General features: G+C 66.5%; 16 protein-coding genes. 5 read left to right on the top strand and 11 right to left on the bottom strand.

Features of this window, described 5'->3' with window-relative positions:
• Window positions 1-160 precede the first annotated feature (160 nt).
• Together GYH34_RS01445 and GYH34_RS01440 are read right to left on the bottom strand one after the other, a co-directional pair.
• Window positions 161-733 carry an NUDIX hydrolase gene (locus GYH34_RS01445; RefSeq protein ID WP_161912044.1) on the bottom strand — a complete coding sequence of 191 codons (573 nt, stop codon included), beginning with the start codon at window positions 731-733 and terminating at the stop codon, window positions 161-163.
• Window positions 734-743: 10 nt separating this feature from the next.
• On the bottom strand, window positions 744-1,418 hold the full coding sequence (locus tag GYH34_RS01440) for a TlpA disulfide reductase family protein (protein ID WP_161912043.1): 675 nt from the start codon (window positions 1,416-1,418) through the stop codon (window positions 744-746).
• Window positions 1,419-1,441: 23 nt separating this feature from the next.
• Between GYH34_RS01440 and argH the strand changes: the two genes are divergently transcribed.
• The 3 genes from argH (at window position 1,442) to lysA (ending at window position 4,600) form a co-directional block, all read left to right on the top strand.
• On the top strand, window positions 1,442-2,827 hold the full coding sequence (gene argH, locus GYH34_RS01435; protein ID WP_161912042.1) for an argininosuccinate lyase: 1,386 nt from the start codon (window positions 1,442-1,444) through the stop codon (window positions 2,825-2,827).
• Between the two features lie 217 nt (window positions 2,828-3,044).
• Window positions 3,045-3,314 carry a lipoprotein gene (locus GYH34_RS01430; protein WP_024878410.1) on the top strand — a complete coding sequence of 90 codons (270 nt, stop codon included), beginning with the start codon at window positions 3,045-3,047 and terminating at the stop codon, window positions 3,312-3,314.
• Between the two features lie 11 nt (window positions 3,315-3,325).
• Window positions 3,326-4,600, top strand: a complete 1,275-nt coding sequence (gene lysA / locus GYH34_RS01425; RefSeq protein ID WP_161912041.1) for a diaminopimelate decarboxylase — start codon at window positions 3,326-3,328, stop codon at window positions 4,598-4,600.
• A gap of 164 nt (window positions 4,601-4,764) precedes the next feature.
• On the opposite strand, the gene GYH34_RS01420 is transcribed toward lysA, so the two are convergent.
• The 4 genes from GYH34_RS01420 to GYH34_RS01405 form a co-directional block, all read right to left on the bottom strand.
• A complete protein-coding gene (locus GYH34_RS01420) occupies window positions 4,765-5,040 on the bottom strand; it encodes a hypothetical protein (protein ID WP_161912040.1) in 276 nt (91 codons plus the stop codon).
• Window positions 5,041-5,130: 90 nt separating this feature from the next.
• Window positions 5,131-7,113: a protein meaA gene (locus tag GYH34_RS01415; RefSeq protein WP_161912039.1), complete on the bottom strand. Its 1,983-nt coding sequence runs from the start codon at window positions 7,111-7,113 to the stop codon at window positions 5,131-5,133.
• 271 nt (window positions 7,114-7,384) lie between these two features.
• On the bottom strand, window positions 7,385-7,678 hold the full coding sequence (locus tag GYH34_RS01410; RefSeq protein WP_161912038.1) for a ribbon-helix-helix domain-containing protein: 294 nt from the start codon (window positions 7,676-7,678) through the stop codon (window positions 7,385-7,387).
• A 4-nt stretch (window positions 7,679-7,682) separates the two neighbouring features.
• Window positions 7,683-9,641 (bottom strand): glycosyltransferase, encoded by a 1,959-nt coding sequence (locus GYH34_RS01405; RefSeq protein WP_161912037.1) that lies wholly within the window; start codon window positions 9,639-9,641, stop codon window positions 7,683-7,685.
• A 140-nt stretch (window positions 9,642-9,781) separates the two neighbouring features.
• Here GYH34_RS01405 and GYH34_RS01400 point away from each other — a divergent pair, with 140 nt between their 5' ends.
• Window positions 9,782-10,588 (top strand): transporter substrate-binding domain-containing protein, encoded by an 807-nt coding sequence (locus GYH34_RS01400; RefSeq protein WP_161912036.1) that lies wholly within the window; start codon window positions 9,782-9,784, stop codon window positions 10,586-10,588.
• Window positions 10,589-10,640: 52 nt separating this feature from the next.
• Here GYH34_RS01400 and GYH34_RS01395 read toward each other — a convergent pair whose 3' ends face one another.
• The 4 genes from GYH34_RS01395 to GYH34_RS01380 all read right to left on the bottom strand — a co-directional run bounded on the left by GYH34_RS01395 (window position 10,641) and on the right by GYH34_RS01380 (window position 13,536).
• The gene (locus tag GYH34_RS01395) at window positions 10,641-11,105 is read right to left on the bottom strand and encodes a host attachment family protein (RefSeq protein WP_161912035.1); all 465 of its coding nucleotides are present in this window, start codon (window positions 11,103-11,105) and stop codon (window positions 10,641-10,643) included.
• Between the two features lie 257 nt (window positions 11,106-11,362).
• On the bottom strand, window positions 11,363-11,611 hold the full coding sequence (locus GYH34_RS01390) for a DUF2442 domain-containing protein (protein ID WP_161912034.1): 249 nt from the start codon (window positions 11,609-11,611) through the stop codon (window positions 11,363-11,365).
• Window positions 11,595-11,834: a DUF4160 domain-containing protein gene (locus GYH34_RS01385; protein ID WP_161912033.1), complete on the bottom strand. Its 240-nt coding sequence runs from the start codon at window positions 11,832-11,834 to the stop codon at window positions 11,595-11,597. Before GYH34_RS01385 ends, GYH34_RS01390 begins: the two co-directional genes overlap by 17 nt.
• Before the next feature lie 37 nt (window positions 11,835-11,871).
• Entirely contained in the window at window positions 11,872-13,536 is a 1,665-nt protein-coding gene (locus tag GYH34_RS01380) for an acyl-CoA dehydrogenase family protein (protein ID WP_161912032.1), read from the bottom strand.
• A 480-nt stretch (window positions 13,537-14,016) separates the two neighbouring features.
• Here GYH34_RS01380 and GYH34_RS01375 point away from each other — a divergent pair, with 480 nt between their 5' ends.
• Window positions 14,017-15,426: a cytochrome P450 gene (locus GYH34_RS01375; RefSeq protein ID WP_161912031.1), complete on the top strand. Its 1,410-nt coding sequence runs from the start codon at window positions 14,017-14,019 to the stop codon at window positions 15,424-15,426.
• A gap of 1 nt (window position 15,427) precedes the next feature.
• On the opposite strand, the gene GYH34_RS01370 is transcribed toward GYH34_RS01375, so the two are convergent.
• Entirely contained in the window at window positions 15,428-16,723 is a 1,296-nt protein-coding gene (locus tag GYH34_RS01370) for a PLP-dependent transferase (RefSeq protein ID WP_161912030.1), read from the bottom strand.
• Window positions 16,724-16,832 lie beyond the last annotated feature (109 nt).

Below are 16,832 nucleotides of genomic sequence, written 5' to 3'. Positions count from 1 at the left end.
CGTCTCGGCGTTTCCCTTCTCCCGCTCGCGGGAGAAGGTGGCCCTCGCCATAGGGCCGTCGAGAACAGTGATGGGCAGAGGTCGCGTCGCGGTCTCGGATGGCCCTCATCCGACCCGGCTGCGCTAGGCCGCCTTCTCCCACAAGTGGGAGAATGTGAATCTAACCGCCGATCTTGACGCCTTTCGTCTGCGCCAAGGCGATGGCCAGCAGCGCAACATGCTGGCTGTTGATGATTTCCCCGCCGAGCGCCAAGGCCAGCGCCTCGCGCCAGGGGACACGTTCGACGCGAATATCCTCGCCGCTGTCGAGCTTCAGAGGCGCCACCTCTTTCGCGCCCTCGCCGTAGAGGACGTGAATCCAATTGGCGTGGCTCGCCGGATTGGGCGAAAGACGCGCCAAATGTCGCAATGATGGCGCGGCGTGTCCGGTTTCTTCCAGCAGCTCGCGCGCCCCTGTGGCGACGGGATCGCTCTCATGCGGGTCCATTCTGCCGCCCGGCAGCTCCAGCGACGCTACGCCGGCGCCATGGCGATATTGGCGCACCATGAGCAGACGGTCCTCCTCGTCCAGCGCGACGACATGGACCCAATCGGAATATTCCAGCACGTAATAGGGATCGAGCGAGACGCCGCGCTGCGTCACGCAATGATCCGCGCGCAGCGTGAGCCAGGAATCCTGCACGAGCGTCTGCGAGGAGCGGACCTTCCAGGGCCGCAATATGTCGTCGGTCAAAGCATCATCCTCAGGGCGTCGGCCGCGAGGAGAGCTCCGCCGTACGCGTCACCAGAGAGCGGCCTTCTTCCGAATCCCAATTGGCCGGACCCTGCATCAGGCCGATCTGGCAGCCGGAGCCGTCGATCAAAAAGGTCGTCGGCAGGCCGAGCGCCTGGCCGCTCTGACGCAGCTGGAAGAAGATTTCCGCCTTGGGATCGGCGTAATAGGCGAGATTCTTCGCGCCGATCTCGCCGAGAAACGCCTTGGGCCGCTCGAGCCTGGAGGTGTCGACATTGATCGTCACCACCTCGAACTTGTCCGAGCCGGCCGACGCCTGCAGCCGGTCGAGCGCGGCCATCTCGCTGCGGCAGGGCACGCACCATGTGGCCCAGAGGTTGAGCAGCACGGTCTTGCCCTTGAAATCCTCGAGCTTGCGCGGCTTTCCGTCCGGGCCGGTGAAGGTCACTTCCGGCATGGGCTCGGGCGCATTGGTGATCGACATGGCCGCGACCTCGCCCTTGGCGAGGGCCGAAACGCGCTGAGAGGTGTCGCGGGAGGCGGCGCAGGCCTGGCTCACCACGCTCGTCTTGCCGCTGCCGCCGCCGTTCACGTATAGAACGCCGGCGATGGCGGCGACAGCGAGAGTCGCGCCCGCGATTTTCGGCAGATTGCCTCGGCTGGAGCTTTCCATCTGGTCGGTCATCGATCCCTGTTCCGCGAGGAGTTATGACGAGCAAAATATGGGGGGGCCGCTTTCAGAGCGCAACCGACGCGATCCTGGAGGCGATCAACGTCTCCATCGATTTCGACAAGCGCCTCGGCCCACAGGATGTGCGGGGCTCCCTCGCGCATGTCGCCATGCTGGCCGAAACCGGCATAATCTCGGCCGAGGACGCCGCCGCCATCACGCGGGGTCTAGAGCAAATCCGCGGCGAAATCGAGGAGGGGCGCTTCACCTTCTCGCGCGCGCTCGAGGACATTCATATGAATGTCGAGCAGCGCCTCGCCGAGCTAATCGGCCCGGCGGCCGGGCGTCTGCATACGGCGCGCTCGCGCAACGACCAGGTGGCGACCGATTTCCGCCTCTATGTGCGCGACGCGATCGACGACATAGACGCGCAATTGGCCGATCTCCAGCTCGCCCTCGCCGAGAAGGCGCTGGAGGAGGCCGGCAGCGTGATGCCCGGCTTCACCCATCTGCAATCGGCCCAGCCCGTCACTTTCGGCCATCATCTGCTCGCCTATGTCGAAATGCTCTCGCGCGACCGCGGCCGCTTCGCCGACGCCCGCGCGCGGCTGAACGAATCTCCGCTCGGCGCGGCGGCGCTGGCCGGCACGTCTTTCCCTATCGATCGCGAGAAGACGGCCAAGGCGCTCGGCTTCGCGCGGCCGACGGCCAATTCGCTGGACAGCGTCTCCGATCGCGATTTCGTGCTGGAGACACTTTCCGCAATGGCGATCGCGGCGACGCATCTCTCGCGTTTCGCGGAGGAGATCGTGCTGTGGACGACCTCGCAATTCGCCTTTGTCGCGCTCTCCGACAAATTCACCACCGGCTCCTCCATCATGCCGCAGAAGCGCAATCCCGATGCGGCCGAGCTGGTGCGCGGCAAGACGGGACGCATCATCGGCGCGCTGCAGGCGATGCTCATCGTGATGAAGGGCCTGCCACTCGCTTACTCCAAGGATATGCAGGAGGATAAGGAAGGCACATTCGACGCGCTCGACAATTTCGCGCTCTGCGTGGCGGCGATGGCCGGCATGATTCGCGACATGAGCGTCGATCGCCCCCGAATGCGCAAGGCGGCGGGCGCCGGCTACGCCACCGCCACCGATCTCGCCGATTGGCTGGTGCGCGCGTTGGGGCTGCCGTTCCGCGAGGCGCATCATGTGACCGGCCGCATCGTCGGTCTCGCCGCCGAGCGCAATATCGGCCTCGAGAAGCTGCCGCTGGAGACGATGCAGGAGGTCGAGCCGCGCATCACCGAGGATGTGTTCAGCGTGCTCGGCGTGGAGAAATCGGTGAAGAGCCGCACGAGCTATGGCGGCACGGCGCCGGAGAATGTGCGCAAGCAGGCGCGGCGCTGGCTGAAGCAATTGGCGAAGAAATGAGAGTGAGCGTGCGGTCTCGTCATCCGCGCGCTTTCGTCTATAGTGCCGCGAACTTTCACCCTCCCCTAGAGGGGGAGGGTCGGACCGCGAAGCGGTCCGGGGTGGGGTGTCCCCGAGACTGGGGGTATCACCCCCTCCCGCTCGCCTTCGGCGATCGACCTCCTCCCTCGAGGGGGAGGTGAGCGCCCTTCCGTCACGGCTCCGATGGATGAGACCTATGGCTGATCTGCTCCGGCCGCGTTCGGCGGCGACGCTTCTGATTCTCGCGCTCGCGCTCTCCGGCTGCGGGCGGCGCGGCCCGCTCGACTATCCGCCGGAGGTCGCGGCGCGGCCCAAGGCCGTCGTCGTGCAGAAGACGACGCTGACGCCGGTCGGCGGCAAGACGCCGGTCGCCGAGGATGTGAAGGCGGTGGAATATATCCCCGGCACGCCGGGCTATCGGCCGCCCGAGCAATATCCCTTCATCCTCGATCCGCTTCTCGACTAGATAAGAGCGACATGCATCACTTCGACTATCGCGCCGGCGCGCTCTACGCCGACGATGTTCCGTTGGCAAAGATCGCCGAGCAGGTCGGAACGCCCTTCTACTGCTATTCGGCGACGACGATCCGCCGGCATTTCCAGGTCTTCTCGGCGGCCTTCGCCGGGCTCGACGCGCTGGTCTGCTATGCGCTGAAGGCCAATTCCAATCAGGCCGTGCTGACGCTGCTGGCCGGCCTCGGCGCGGGGATGGATGTCGTGTCCGGCGGCGAGCTGAAGCGCGCCCGCGCCGCCGGCGTTCCCGCGAGCAAGATCACCTTCTCCGGCGTTGGCAAGACGCAGGCGGAGATCGCGCTCGCCATAGACGAGGGCATTTTCTGCTTCAATGTAGAATCCGAGCCCGAGCTCGCCGAGATTTCCCGCATCGCCTCCGCTAAGGCCAAGCGCGCGCATATCTCGCTGCGCGTCAATCCCGACGTCGACGCCAAGACCCACGCCAAGATTTCGACCGGCCTCGCCGAGAATAAATTCGGCGTGCCGCTGTCGCGCGCGCGCGAAATCTACGCCCATGCGGCGAAGCTGCCGGGCATAGAGGTCACGGGCGTCGATATGCATATCGGCTCGCAGATCACCGATCTTTCGCCCTTCGACGAGGCTTTCTCGCTGCTCGCCGAGCTGGTCGCGGGGCTGCGCGCCGATGGGCACAAAATCTCCCATGTCGATCTCGGCGGCGGCCTCGGCATTCCCTATCACGAGGGCGAGGACCCGGCCTCTTATCATCCCGATCGCTACGCCGAAATCGTGCGCCGCCATATGGCCGGGCTCGGGTGCAAATTGCTGTTCGAGCCGGGGCGGCTCATCGTCGGCAATTCGGGAATATTGGTCACGCGCGTGCTCTATGTGAAGCAGGGCGAGGCCAAGTCTTTCGTCATCGTCGACGCCGGCATGAATGACCTCGTCCGCCCGACGCTCTATGACGCATGGCACGAGCTGATCCCGGTCGCCGAGGCGGCGCCGTCGCATCCGCGCATCATCGCCGACGTCGTCGGGCCGGTGTGCGAGACGGGCGATTACATCGCGCTCGGCCGCTCCATCCCCGAGCCGGCGCAGGGCGATCTATTGGCCATTCTGACGGCCGGCGCCTATGGCGCGGTGCAGGCGGGCACCTACAACAGCCGCCCGCTCGCGCCGGAGGTTCTCGTCGACGGCGCTGAGTGGGCCGTGGTGCGCGAGCGCCCGAGCGTGGAGCAGCTGATCGCGCTGGATTCTGTGCCGGAGTGGTTGCGGAAGTAAGGGGCTTCGCGTCGTATTTTGAAAGGCGCAAACATGCGGCGTTTTTCGTCTTTTGGATTGCCGGCGTCGGTGCTACTCAGGCGTCGACCGAGCGTGGCCGCGCAAAAGCCATAGCGAAGGTGGCAAAGGAATGTTTTTGACGGGTCTTTCGGCTCAGGCCCGGCTCAGCGCAGGAACTTCAGCGCCGCGAGCAGGAACCCGCCCAGCGCCATCTGCGTGACCACGAGCCAGCGGAGAATATCGACCTTGAGGTTGGCGGAAGAGGTCTCGATCTTCGATTCGAGCTTCAGCTCGACCTCGCGTAGATCCGCCTTCGTAGCGAGCGAGCCGGCGTCGATCTCTCGAAAAGCTTCGACCACGCCAGTGGCTTGCTCTTCCGAGAAGCCTCTCTTGCGCAGAATTTGCACGATAGCGAGTGAGTCGAGCGTCAGAGCGGTCATGGACGCTAAGATAGCATGTCGGCGGCTCCGTTCAACTTTCCCGCGACGACATTCGTCCTGACGATCCCGAGCCCGCCTGGGACGGGGGATTTAAGCCCGCCCCTCCACGCTCTTCTCGATGATCTGCGCGAGGTCGGTCATGATCGCGTTGAGATCGTAATTCTTCGGCGTGTAGACGGCGGCCACGCCATTGTCGCGCAGCAGCTTCTCGTCCGCCGGCGGGATGATGCCGCCGACGACGAGCGGAACTTCGCCGAGGCCCTTCTCCTTCATCAGCCGCAGCACCTCATGGGCGAGCGTCACATGCGAGCCGGAGAGGATGGAGAGGCCGACGCAATGCGCGCCTTCCTTCTGCGCCGTCTCGACCAGTTCCGCGGGCGTCGAGCGAATGCCGGCATAGATCACGTCGAAGCCGGCGTCGCGGGCGCGCACGGCGATCTGCTCGGCGCCGTTGGAATGGCCGTCGAGGCCCGGCTTGCCGACCAAGAACTTGGCGCGCGTGCCGATCTTGGTGGAGACGCGCTGCACCTCCTCGCGCACCGCGTCGAGCTGGCCGCCGACCTGCCGCGCCGTGGCGGAGACGCCGGTCGGCGCGCGATATTCGCCGAACACGCCGCGCAGCACGGTTCCCCATTCGCCGGTCGTGACGCCGGCCTTGGCGGCGGCGATCGAGGGCTCGACCATATTGCGGCCTTCCTTCGCGGCGCGCACCAATGCGTCCAGCGCCGCCTGCGCGGCCTTGGCGTCGCGCTGCGCGCGCCAGGCGTTCAGCCGGGCGATCTGCTCGGCCTCGACATGCTCCGGCACGACCATGATCTGATTGTCGCCGGCGGTGAGCGGCGAGGGCTCGCCCTCGGTGAATTTATTGACGCCGACGACGATCTGCTCGCCGGCCTCGATCGCCTCGAGCCGCGCGGTATTGCTTTCGACGAGCTTCGATTTCATATAGCCGGCCTCGACCGCCGCGGCGGCGCCGCCCAGCTCGTCGATCTTCCTCAGCTCGGCGACGGCCTCCTCCTTCAGCGCCGCGACCTTTTTGGCGATCGCCGGATTGCCGTCGAATATGTCGCCATATTCCAGAAGATCGGTCTCATAGGCCATGATCTGCTGCATGCGCAGCGACCATTGCTGATCGAAGGGCCGCGGCAGGCCGAGCGCCTCGTTCCAGGCCGGCAGCTGCACGGCGCGGGCGCGCGCGTTCTTCGACAGCACGACGGCCAGCGACTCGATCAAAATGCGATAGACGTTGTTCTCCGGCTGCTGCTCGGTGAGGCCGAGAGAATTCACCTGCACGCCATAGCGGAAGCGGCGGGATTTCTCGTCCGTCACGCCATAGCGGTCGCGGGTGATCTCGTCCCACAGCTCGACGAAAGCGCGCATCTTGCACAGCTCGGTGACGAAGCGCATCCCGGCGTTGACGAAGAAGGAGATACGGCCGACGACCTCGGCGAAATCCTTTTCCGAGAGGCCGGCGGTCTTCACCCCGTCGAGAATGGCGCAAGCGGTGGCGAGCGCATAGGCCAGCTCCTGCGCCGGCGTCGCGCCGGCCTCCTGCAGATGGTAGGAGCAGACATTCATCGGATTGAACTTCGGACACTCTTTCGTCGTGAAGAGAATGAGGTCCTGCGTCAGCCGCAGCGATTGCGCCGGCGGAAACACATAAGAGCCGCGCGAAAGATATTCCTTGATGATGTCGTTCTGCGTCGTGCCTTGCAGCTTTGCGCGCGGCGCGCCCTGCTGGTCCGCCGCCGCGATGTAGAGCGCGAACAGCCAGACGGCGGTGGCGTTGATGGTCATCGACGTGTTCATATCCGCGATCGGAATGCCGTCGAACAAAGTGCGCATGTCGCCGAGATGCGACACCGGCACGCCGACCTTGCCGACCTCGCCGCGCGAAAGGATGTGGTCGCTGTCATAGCCGGTCTGGGTCGGCAGATCGAAAGCGATGGAGAGACCCGTCTGGCCCTTGGCGAGGTTGGAGCGATAGAGAAGATTCGACTCCTTGGCCGTGGAATGGCCGGCATAGGTGCGGAACAGCCAGGGCTTGTCGCGACGGGGTGCGGATTCGGTCATGTGTTCGGTCCCTCCGGGACTTGCGATAACATAAGACGCAGGCGGGACGGAAGCGGGCGCAATGGCGATCGGATGAACGAGAAGCGGCGCCCGGAAAGGCGTTTCCACCTCTCCCTCGAGGGGGGAGGTCGAGCGCCGAAGGCGATCGGGAGGGGGTGAACGCCCCGAGTCTTTCGCGTGGAACCCAACCCCGGATGGCTGCGCCATCCGACCCTCCCCCTGAAGGGGAGGGTGAGCGCGCCTTTTGGGGCGTTCGCCTGATCGGCCCAGGTCAGCCGCTCTTGCGGCCGAGCGCCCGCTCCATGGCGTAGACGCGCAAAGCCGAGGAGAGATTGGCGCGGCCGCGGCCGGCGTCTATGCGCGCGACGAGGGCGGCGAGCGAGCAGCCCTCCTCCTCGGACGCCGCCTTCAGCGCCTCCCAGAAAATGCGCTCCAGCGACACGCTGGTGCTGTGGCCGGCGATGACCAGCGAATGCTTGGCGACGGTCGAGGCTTTGCCGTCCTCGGCCGCCGGCTCGGGGTGCGCGGCCCTGCTCGAGGGCGCGCGCGCGCGTCTGCTTGTCATGGTCTCATCGGTTCCGCGCTCCGGCGATCGGGAAATGCTCTGTCTTGTCCCAATAGAATGGCCTGACGCACAGCTCGCGCAAGGCGCGCCAGGAGGCGAGGGACAGCATCAGGCTCCACAGCGGCCAGCGCAGCAGCGCCGGCCAGAGCCAGAGAATATCCGCCTCGCCCATGGCGACCGCGCGCGGCCAGACGCTGGCCGAGAGGCCGCCGGCGGCGATGAGGCAGAAGAGACCGCTGGCGAGGCCGTCGACGAGCGTCTTCGGCGCCAGCAGAGCGCCGAAACCCGCATCATGGACGAGGAAGAAGAGAAAGATCGGCCCATGCAGCGGCGCGATGAAGCCGCCCGCCAATAGCGCCAGCACTACTGCGCCGCGCGCGGCGCCGAGATCGGCGAAATAGGCGGAAGGGTCGCGGCAGTGGACCAGCGCCGTCTGCATCCAGCCTTTCATCCAACGGCTGCGCTGCGCCACCAGCGCGGCAAAGCGCGTCGGCGCCTGCTCCTGCGTGCGCGAGGCGAAAGTGCGGACCCTATAGCCGCGCCGCGCCAGCCGCAGGCCGAGATCGGCGTCCTCCGTCACATTGAATGCATCCCAGGCGCCGACGGCGCGCAGCGCGGACAGGCGAAAATGATTGGAGGAGCCGCCGAGGAAAAAGGGCAGGCCGGCCGCCGAGGCGCCTCTGTCGATCACATCGAACAGGACGGCATAGTCGATGCAGAACATGGCCGTCATCCAGCTGCGCCGGTGATTATGGATGAACAGGCTGGCCTGCAGGCAGGCGAGATTTTCATCCGCGGCGGCGAATAGCGCCGCGGCGTCGCGCAGCTGGCCGCGGTCGGGCAGATCTTCCGCGTCGAAAACGGCGACGAGGGAGCCGCGCAGAAAAGGCGTCGCCACATTGAGCGCGCGCGGCTTGGTGCGCGGCGCGCCGGGCGGCGCGACGATGATCTCCCACCCCGGCCGCAGATGCGCGGCGCGCAGCGCGGCGGCGGTCGCGGCGTCGTCGCTTTCGACCACGAATTTGACGTCCAGCTTGGCGCGTGGATAGTCGATCGCGTCCAGCGCCTCGGTCAATTGCGGAACCACACCGGCTTCGTCGTAGAGCGCCACGATGATGGAATAGAGCGGCAGATCGCGCTCTTCCAACGCCGGCGCGGCGCCGCGCGCCGCTTTGCGGATCGCGCAGAAATAGAGGCGCAGCCCGATATTGGCGAGGAACAGCAGAGCGAGCAGCGCCGCGGCGGCGCGCGAGAGCGAGCCGGCCGGCGAGAGCCAGGCCGCGAGCAGAATGAGATTGCCGAGCGCGAAAGCGATGGGCGCGCGGCCGCCGAGCGCCCGCCGCGCCGCCAGCTCCGGCGCGACGCGCTCCACCGAATAGGCGGCCGCCTCGGCCAGCCGACGCGCCGAGGAGCGGCGCAGCGCCTCCTCGAAATGGGAGGGGCGCGTGATGGCGAAGAGCGGCCGCCCGGCGGAAGAGCGCGTGACGCCGACGAGACGGGCGATGTCGTCGCCGCGCGGCGCGAACAGCCAGCGCATCCCTCGCGGCTCCTCGGCGAGGCGGGCGTAGCCGCGCGCGGCGTCCTGCTCCAGGCTTTCGGACGGCTCCAGCGCGGGCGGCGCGTCGAGATAGGGGACGCGCAGCTCGGCCGCCAGAATGCGATAGAAGCGCTCCTCCGGGATCAGCCCTTCGGCGATCAGCGCGGCGTCGGCTTTCACGCCCTGCCGCCGGGCGATGGTCGCGCCATATTGCAGCATGACCAGCGGCGCGCCATGGGCGGCGAGAAAGGCGATCTCCGGGGGAAGCGGCCGGCCGGCGCCTAGCGCGGGCGTCTCCGGCGCCGGGCGGGCGCGCTGGCGGGCGAGCGTCGACTCCGGCTCGCGGCGGCGCGGGAAAACGGCGCTTTCGTCGCGATGGGGCGCCGGCGGATACGGCGAAACCCTATCGACCGGATTCACGCTCATACGCTAATCTCCGCGACGCGCGGGCTCTGCCGCGCCGGGCGGCTGCGAGGCCTCGAATGATATGCGAGAAAAGAACTGTGGCTGAAGCTTGGCGCAGAAGCGAAACTTTGACAAGCTTACGCTGCGCGCTCGCAGCGGTCATGGTGTCCGTCACCGCGCCGGCCTCCGCTGCGGACAGCGTCGTCGCGGCGGCGCCCTCCTTCTGGGACCCGGCCCGCAAGCTGGAGAAGCCCGACCTCTCGACGATCAAGCAGATCCGCTTTCTCACCGAGGATGATTTTCCGCCCTTCGATTTCGCTCTGCCGGACGGAACCATCGCCGGCTTCAACGTCGATCTGGCGCGCGCCATTTGCGAGGAGCTGGAGATCACCTGCACCATTCAGCGCCGGCGCTGGGACACGCTCGTCGCCGCTCTGGACGAGAACGCCGGCGACGCCGCCATCGCCTCTTTCGCCATCACGCCCGAGATGCGCAAAAAGGTGGATTTCACCCAGCCCTATTACACGACGCCGGGCCGCTTCGTGGTGCGCAAGGATTCCGTGCTGTCCGGCGCGACGCCGGAAGCGCTCGCCGACCGGACCATAGCGGTCGCCGCCGACAGCGCGCATGAGGCCTATTTGAAGAAGTTCTTCCCCGCCTCCACTCTGGCGACCTATCCCAGCGCGCAGCAGGCGCGCACGGCGCTGAAGGAGGGCCGCGCCCATGCGATGTTCGGCGACGCCATCTCGCTGGCCTTTTGGCTGAACGGCGCCGACGCGGCCGATTGCTGCATGTTCAAGGACGGGCCTTACGCCGATCCCGCCTTTTTCGGCGATGGCGTCGGCGTCGCGGTGCGCAGGAACAATGTGGCCCTGCGCCGTGCGCTGGATTACGCGCTGGCGCGCGTCGCGCAAAAGGGCGTCTACGCCGAGCTCTATCTGAAATATTTTCCCGTGGGGCCTTACTGAAAAGCCCCGTCCCCTCGCCGCCGAAGACGCGCGAGGGGCGGAAGCCGAATGCTCATCCTTCCGCGCGGAACTCGCGCGCGAGGGCCTTCTCGATCTCGGGCAGAGGATGGCGGGTCAAATCCTTGTCCAGCTCGCCCTTCACCTTGCTCTTGGCCTTATGGCTCAGCTCCTGGCGCAGCTCGCCGAGCACGCGCGGCGGGGCGATGATGACGACCTCGCTCAATTCGCCGGATTCCGCGGCGGTATTGATGCGCTCGGCGATCGCTCGAGCGAAATGCTCCTTTTCCAGCTCGTGCCAATCGGCGTTCTCCACGGCGCTGCGCGGCGCTCCCGCCGTGCCATAAGCGCGGCCCGGCGCGTCGCTGCCCTGCTCGCGGGTCGGCGGATTTTCGTCCACCCTCGCCTCGACGACGCGCAGATCGAGCAGATCGGGATCGCCGTGATTTTGCAGAAACAGGGCTCTACGGCCGTCGCCGACGAGAACCCAGGCCCCATTGTGAACGGCAATATTGGTCATGTTGTTCTTCTTTCGTTGAAGACCCACACGACTCCATTTGGGAAGGGGAAGGGACGACGGCAACCGTGGTCGATTGCCGCGTTTCAGCCGGGCGCGGCTCGCGCTCGCGAGGGCGGAAAAAGGCCTCGGCGCGCCAAAGGCGGATGGAAAATCGATTATGAGAGAGTGTGGCGCATCGTGGCCCGACCGCCGCCTTCCACCTCCCCGTTAACGCGGTAACGCAGAGGCCGCGAGGAGTCTGGGCATGCTCGCCGGTCCTAGGCGGCCGCCTGCTTGCGCTTCGTCTGATCGCCGCGACCTGCGAGCAGGCCCGGTATGGAGATATCCTCGTCGAGCGCGTCCCAGTGCAGGCCCTCGTCGCTGATCGTGAAAGCGAGGCGCTGCTCTCCGGTCGCGTGCAGCAGCCGAGGAAACCATGTGAGCGGAACGCCGAGCGTGCGCCCATCCGATAGCTCGACCCAGAAGCTGTCGTCATCGAAGCGCACGGATTTAGCCGAAATGCTCACGCCAAGCCCTCCCGATGTCGTCGGCCCGATCTTGAACGATCTGTTCCAACTCGCGCAAGGCCCGCGCATCCAGGCGCGCGCTCTGCGCGAGGCTGACCGGCTCCAGCCAAAACTTCGCTGTGCAACCGTCCTTCAGCACATGAATATGCATCGGCTCGCGAGGATCGCCCTCGTTCGAGTAGAAGAAGAACCTGTACCCGCTCTGGCGAAAAACAACCGGCATCGGGTTCGGTCCTTCTCCATCTCGCCAATTTCCCGCCTCAGCCTTCCAGCAGACGCCTAGCGATGACCTGCGCCTGAATCTCCGCCGCGCCCTCGAAAATATTGAGGATGCGCGCGTCGCAGAGGACGCGGGAGACCGGATATTCCAGGGCGAAGCCATTGCCGCCGTGAATCTGCAGCGCATCGTCCGCCGCGGCCCAGGCGACGCGCGCGCCGAGTAGCTTGGCCATGCCGGCCTCGAGATCGCAGCGCTTGCCTTCGTCTTTTTCCCGCGCGGCGAAATAGGTGATCTGGCGGGCGACGTGAATCTCGATCGCCATTGTGACGATCTTGTCGAAGACGCGCGGGAAAGCGAACAGCGGCTTGCCGAATTGCACGCGCTCCTTGGCGTAGCGCAGGCCGAGATCGAGCGCCGCCTGGGCGACGCCGAGCGCGCGCGCCGCCGTCTGAATGCGGGCGGATTCGAAGGTCTCCATCAGCTGCTTGAAGCCCTTGCCCTCCTCGCCGCCGAGAAGATTTTCGGCCGGCACCTCGAAATTGTCGAAGCCGATCTCGAACTCCTTCATGCCGCGATAGCCGAGCACCTCGATCTCGCCGCCGGTCATGCCCTTGGCCGGGAAGGGCGTCTCATCCGTGCCGCGCGGCTTTTCGGCGAGCAGCATGGAGAGGCCTTTGTAGCCCTTCTCGTTCGGATTGGTGCGGACCAGCAGCGTCATCACATCGGCGCGCACGGGATGGGTGATCCAGGTCTTGTTGCCGACGACCTTGTAGACATCGCCCTCGCGCGTCGCGCGGGTGCGCAGATTGGCGAGATCGGAGCCATTGTTCGGCTCGGTGAAGACGGCGGTAGGCAGGATTTCGCCGGTGGCGATCTTGGGCAGATATTTCTGCTTCTGCTCTTCCGTGCCGCCGACGAGGATCAGCTCGCCCGCGATCTCCGAGCGCGTGCCGAGCGAGCCGACGCCGATGTAAGCGCGCGACAGCTCCTCCGAGACGACGCACATGGCGATCTTGCCGAGGCCCGATCCGCCGTACTCTTCGGGAATGGTGAGGCCGAAGACGCCCAGCTCCGCGAGGCCGGAAATGACCTCCAGCGGAATATAGTCGTTCTTCAAATGCCACTCATGCGCATGCGGCGTGACATTGTCGCCGGCGAATTTGCGCATCTCGCTGCGGATGGCCTCCAGCGTCTCGTCGAGGCCGGTGGCGCCGATCGTCTCGGCGGCGCCGTTGTGGTCGATCAGCTCGGCGAGGCGGGCGCGATTGGCGCTGGTGAGGCCGGAGGCGATGAGGCTGTCCACCTGCGGAATATGGGCGGCGGCGACATCGGCGGGCGAGAGGCCGAAATCGGAGAGGCGGACGAATTCGCCCTGGCTCATCGGAATGCCGCCGAAGACCTGCGCCAGATATTCGGCGAAGGCGATGCGGGTGAGCAGATTCTCCACCTCGCCATAGGCGCCCTCGGCCTGGAGCCGGTCGGCGTAGGCGAGCAGCTCGCGCAGGCCCTGCACATAGGTGGCGAACCAGGAGAGGCCGTGCGCGGCGTGCTGCTCCACCTCGATCAGCTCATTGGAGAGCTTGCCGTCCTTGGTGACGCGGGCGCGGACGGCGGCGAGCGCGCGGCCGTAAAGCGCCTCCACGGAGGCGAAAGCCGCCTTGGCGTCGGGCAGCCAGTTCGTGGAGGTGGTCTCGGTCGCGCTCATTCTCTCTCGCTCTTTCTGGGACAGGCCCGGCGGGGCCGGGGGTGACAGGATTTTTTCTAAATGCCGCCAATCGCGGGAGGACGCAACTATTCCGCGTCCGGGCCGGCTCCCAGGGCTGGATCGGGCGGGGCGGAGGCGCCGGCCTAGAGATCCCAGGGCGATCGGGCGAACGCGAAGTCAAGATCGAAGAGGCGTGTCCACCTCCCCCTCGAGGGGGGAGGTCGAGCGCCGCAGGCGATCGGGAGGGGGTGACGCCCCGAGTCTTCGCCGCGGAACCCCACCCCGTCCGGCCGTAGGGCGTTCTGAAAGAACGCCCGTCGCGAGCGCCGGGCTGTCGCCGGCCGACCCTCCCCCTGAAGGGGAGGGTGAGCGCGCCCCTTTCGGCAATCGCCCGATTGTCCTGCTCGCGAGATCACAGAAAAAGCGAATTTCGCTCCGATAGCGTCGGACCGCCGAGCTCGTTCATTGCGGAGGCCTTGCATGTTTCACGATCCCGATTTCACCCCCTTCACGCCGCGCGAGAAGCCGTCCTATCTGGCGGTGACGCGCAATTACCTCGAGAATTACGCGCCCGAGGCCTATCGCACCGATTTTTTCACCGCCAAAGGCCTGTGGCCCTTTTTCCCGCGCATGCACTATGTCGTGAAACCGGAGCTGATCGAGGAGTTGCTGGTCTCGCGCGCCGAGGCCTTTCGCCGCGACGACATCGCCGCCGCGGCGCTGCGCGGGCCGATCGAGGGCGACACGCTCTTCTTCTCGGAAGGCGCGGAATGGAAATGGCAGCGGCGCGCCATTTCGCCGGCCTTTCGCTACGAAAATATTCTGGCGCTGGTTCCCTTCTTCGTCCGCTGCGCGCAGGCGCAGGCCGAAGAGTGGCGGCGTCTCGGCGGCGGCGCCGAGGTGGACATCACCGAGGCCATGTCGCGCACGACCTTCGCCGTCATCGAGAAGGCGGTGTTCGGCGCCTCGGAGAGTTTCGACGGCGAGCGCTTCATCGCGGCGCTGCGGCCGGTGCTCGGCAGCTTCGCCTGGCGCATGCTGGCCGTGATGTTCCGCCTGCCGCCGGATTGGACGCCCTATCCGGGCCTGCTCTCGGCGCGCGCCGGCTCGCGCTTCGTGCATGAGGAGACGGTGAAGCTGCTCGCCGAGCGCCGCGCCCGGAAAGAGGAGACGCGAGATATTCTCGGCCTTCTGCTCTCGGCCAAGGACCCGGAGAGCGGGCGCGTGATGACCGACGCGGAGCTCGTCGCCAATCTCCACGGCTTTCTGCTCGCCGGCCATGAGACCTCCGCCGTCGCGCTGGCCTGGACCTTCTGGCTGCTGGCCAAGGATCAGGCGAGCCAGCAACGCGCCCGCGAGGAGGCGGAGCGCGTCGCCGGAGACGGCGAGATCACGCCGGAGACGGTCGAAAATCTCGCCTTCACGCGGCAGGTCCTGCAGGAGTCGATGCGGCTCTTCCCGCCCTTCGCCGCGCTCGGCCGCCAGCCGCGCGAGGACACGACGCTCGGCCCCTATCGCGTGGGCGCGAAGGAGCCCATCTATGTGCTGACCTGGTGCCTGCATCGGCACGAGAAGCTGTGGGAGCAGCCGACCGCCTTCGACCCCGACCGCTTCTCGCCGGAGCGGGCGAAGGCGCGCCATCGCTACGCCTATCTGCCCTTCGGCGCCGGGCCGCGCATCTGCGTCGGCATGGGCTTCGCGCTGACGGAGATGGCGACCATCGTCGCGACGCTGCTGCGCGAGTTCCGCTTCGAGACCGTCCCCGGCCATCGTCTGGAGCTGGCGCCGACCTTCGCCATGCGGCCGAAAGGCGCGCTGCCGCTGCGCCTGACGCCGCTCGCGAAACATGCGCCGGCCCAGCGGGCGGCGCATGACGCAGGGGTTTCGTGACTCAGGCCGCGGCCTTCAGCGCGGAATCGAGATCGGCGAGAATATCGTCGATATGCTCTATGCCGATGGCGAGACGCACATAGCCGGGCGTGACGCCGGTCGCGAGCTGCGCTTCCGGCGACAGCTGCGAATGCGTCGTCGTCGCCGGATGGATCGCGAGGCTGCGCGCGTCGCCGATATTGGCGACATGATAGAAGAGCTTCAGCGCATCGATGAAGCGCCGGCCGGCCTCGAGGCCGCCGGCGAGCTCGAAGCCGACCAGCGCGCCATATTTTCCCTTCAGATATTTATCGGCGCGCTCGCGCTCCGCGCCGCTCTGGCGCGAGGGATGAATGACCTTCGTCACCTCGGCGCGCTTCGACAGAAAATCCGCGACCGCCTGCGCATTGGAGACGTGACGCTCTATGCGCAGCGGCAGAGTCTCTATGCCCTGCAGAGTGAGAAAGGCGTTGAAGGGCGAAACCGCGGAGCCGAGATCGCGCAGCAATGTCGTGCGCGCCTTGATGATATAGGCGACGGGGCCGAGCGGCTTGACCGCCTCCACCCAGACGGCGCCGTGATAGCTCGCGTCCGGCGTGTTGAGCGCGGGCTGACGCTCGGGAAACTTCTCCCAATCGAAATTGCCGCCGTCGATGATGGCGCCGCCGATCGACGTGCCATGGCCGCCGATATATTTGGTCGTCGAATAGACGACGATCGCCGCGCCATGCTCGAGCGGCTTCACCAATAGCGGCGCAGCGGTATTGTCGGCAATGAGCGGAACGCCATATTCGCGGCCGATCGCCGCGACTTCCGCAATGGGGAAGACGGTGAGCTTGGGATTGGGCAGCGTCTCGGCGTAATAGGCGCGCGTACGATCGTCGGTGGCGCGGCGGAAATTCTCCGGGTCGCTCGGATCGACGAAGCGCACCTCGAGGCCCTGGTCCTTCAGCGTATTGGCGAAGAGATTCCAAGTGCCGCCATAAAGATCGGTGGAGGCGACGACATTGTCGCCGGCGCGCGCCAGATTTTGCAGCGCGAAAGCCGAGGCCGCTTGGCCGGAAGAAAGCGCCAGCGCCGCGACGCCGCCCTCGAGCGCGGCGAGACGCTCCTCGAGGATGCCGGTCGTCGGATTGCCGATGCGCGTGTAGATATTGCCCAGCTCCTTGAGCGCGAAGAGATTTGCGGCGTGCTCCGTGTCGCGGAACTGGTAGGAGGTCGTCTGATAGATGGGCGGCGCGACGGCGCCGGTCGCCGGATCGGAACGCCAGCCGGCGTGGAGGGCCAGTGTCTCGGGATGCTTGCTGTCGATCGGCATTTCCGTCCTCGTTTTTTGGCGCCGCGGCGCGCTCGCGGGCCGGATTAAACCGGATTATTAGTCTACGGGCAATGTCGGGTTAAAGGCGTCGCCGGTGGCCTTCCGCGCG

The organism is Methylosinus sp. C49, from assembly GCF_009936375.1.
In the GTDB taxonomy this organism is placed as follows: Bacteria; Pseudomonadota; Alphaproteobacteria; order Rhizobiales; family Beijerinckiaceae; genus Methylosinus.
This window is presented reverse-complemented; position numbering and strand designations above follow the sequence as displayed.

Excerpts from the sequence above, each read along its gene's own strand:
- GYH34_RS01405 (WP_161912037.1), bottom strand. The coding sequence starts at position 9,641 with ATGAGCGTGAATCCGGTCGATAGGGTTTCGCCGTATCCGCCGGCGCCC.
- GYH34_RS01430 (WP_024878410.1), top strand. The coding sequence starts at position 3,045 with ATGGCTGATCTGCTCCGGCCGCGTTCGGCGGCGACGCTTCTGATTCTC.
- GYH34_RS01415 (WP_161912039.1), bottom strand. The coding sequence starts at position 7,113 with ATGACCGAATCCGCACCCCGTCGCGACAAGCCCTGGCTGTTCCGCACC.
- GYH34_RS01395 (WP_161912035.1), bottom strand. The coding sequence starts at position 11,105 with ATGACCAATATTGCCGTTCACAATGGGGCCTGGGTTCTCGTCGGCGAC.
- GYH34_RS01385 (WP_161912033.1), bottom strand. The coding sequence starts at position 11,834 with ATGCCGGTTGTTTTTCGCCAGAGCGGGTACAGGTTCTTCTTCTACTCG.
- GYH34_RS01370 (WP_161912030.1), bottom strand. The coding sequence starts at position 16,723 with ATGCCGATCGACAGCAAGCATCCCGAGACACTGGCCCTCCACGCCGGC.
- GYH34_RS01410 (WP_161912038.1), bottom strand. The coding sequence starts at position 7,678 with ATGACAAGCAGACGCGCGCGCGCGCCCTCGAGCAGGGCCGCGCACCCC.
- argH (WP_161912042.1), top strand. The coding sequence starts at position 1,442 with ATGACGAGCAAAATATGGGGGGGCCGCTTTCAGAGCGCAACCGACGCG.
- GYH34_RS01375 (WP_161912031.1), top strand. The coding sequence starts at position 14,017 with ATGTTTCACGATCCCGATTTCACCCCCTTCACGCCGCGCGAGAAGCCG.
- GYH34_RS01380 (WP_161912032.1), bottom strand. The coding sequence starts at position 13,536 with ATGAGCGCGACCGAGACCACCTCCACGAACTGGCTGCCCGACGCCAAG.
- GYH34_RS01440 (WP_161912043.1), bottom strand. The coding sequence starts at position 1,418 with ATGACCGACCAGATGGAAAGCTCCAGCCGAGGCAATCTGCCGAAAATC.
- GYH34_RS01420 (WP_161912040.1), bottom strand. The coding sequence starts at position 5,040 with ATGACCGCTCTGACGCTCGACTCACTCGCTATCGTGCAAATTCTGCGC.
- GYH34_RS01400 (WP_161912036.1), top strand. The coding sequence starts at position 9,782 with ATGGTGTCCGTCACCGCGCCGGCCTCCGCTGCGGACAGCGTCGTCGCG.
- lysA (WP_161912041.1), top strand. The coding sequence starts at position 3,326 with ATGCATCACTTCGACTATCGCGCCGGCGCGCTCTACGCCGACGATGTT.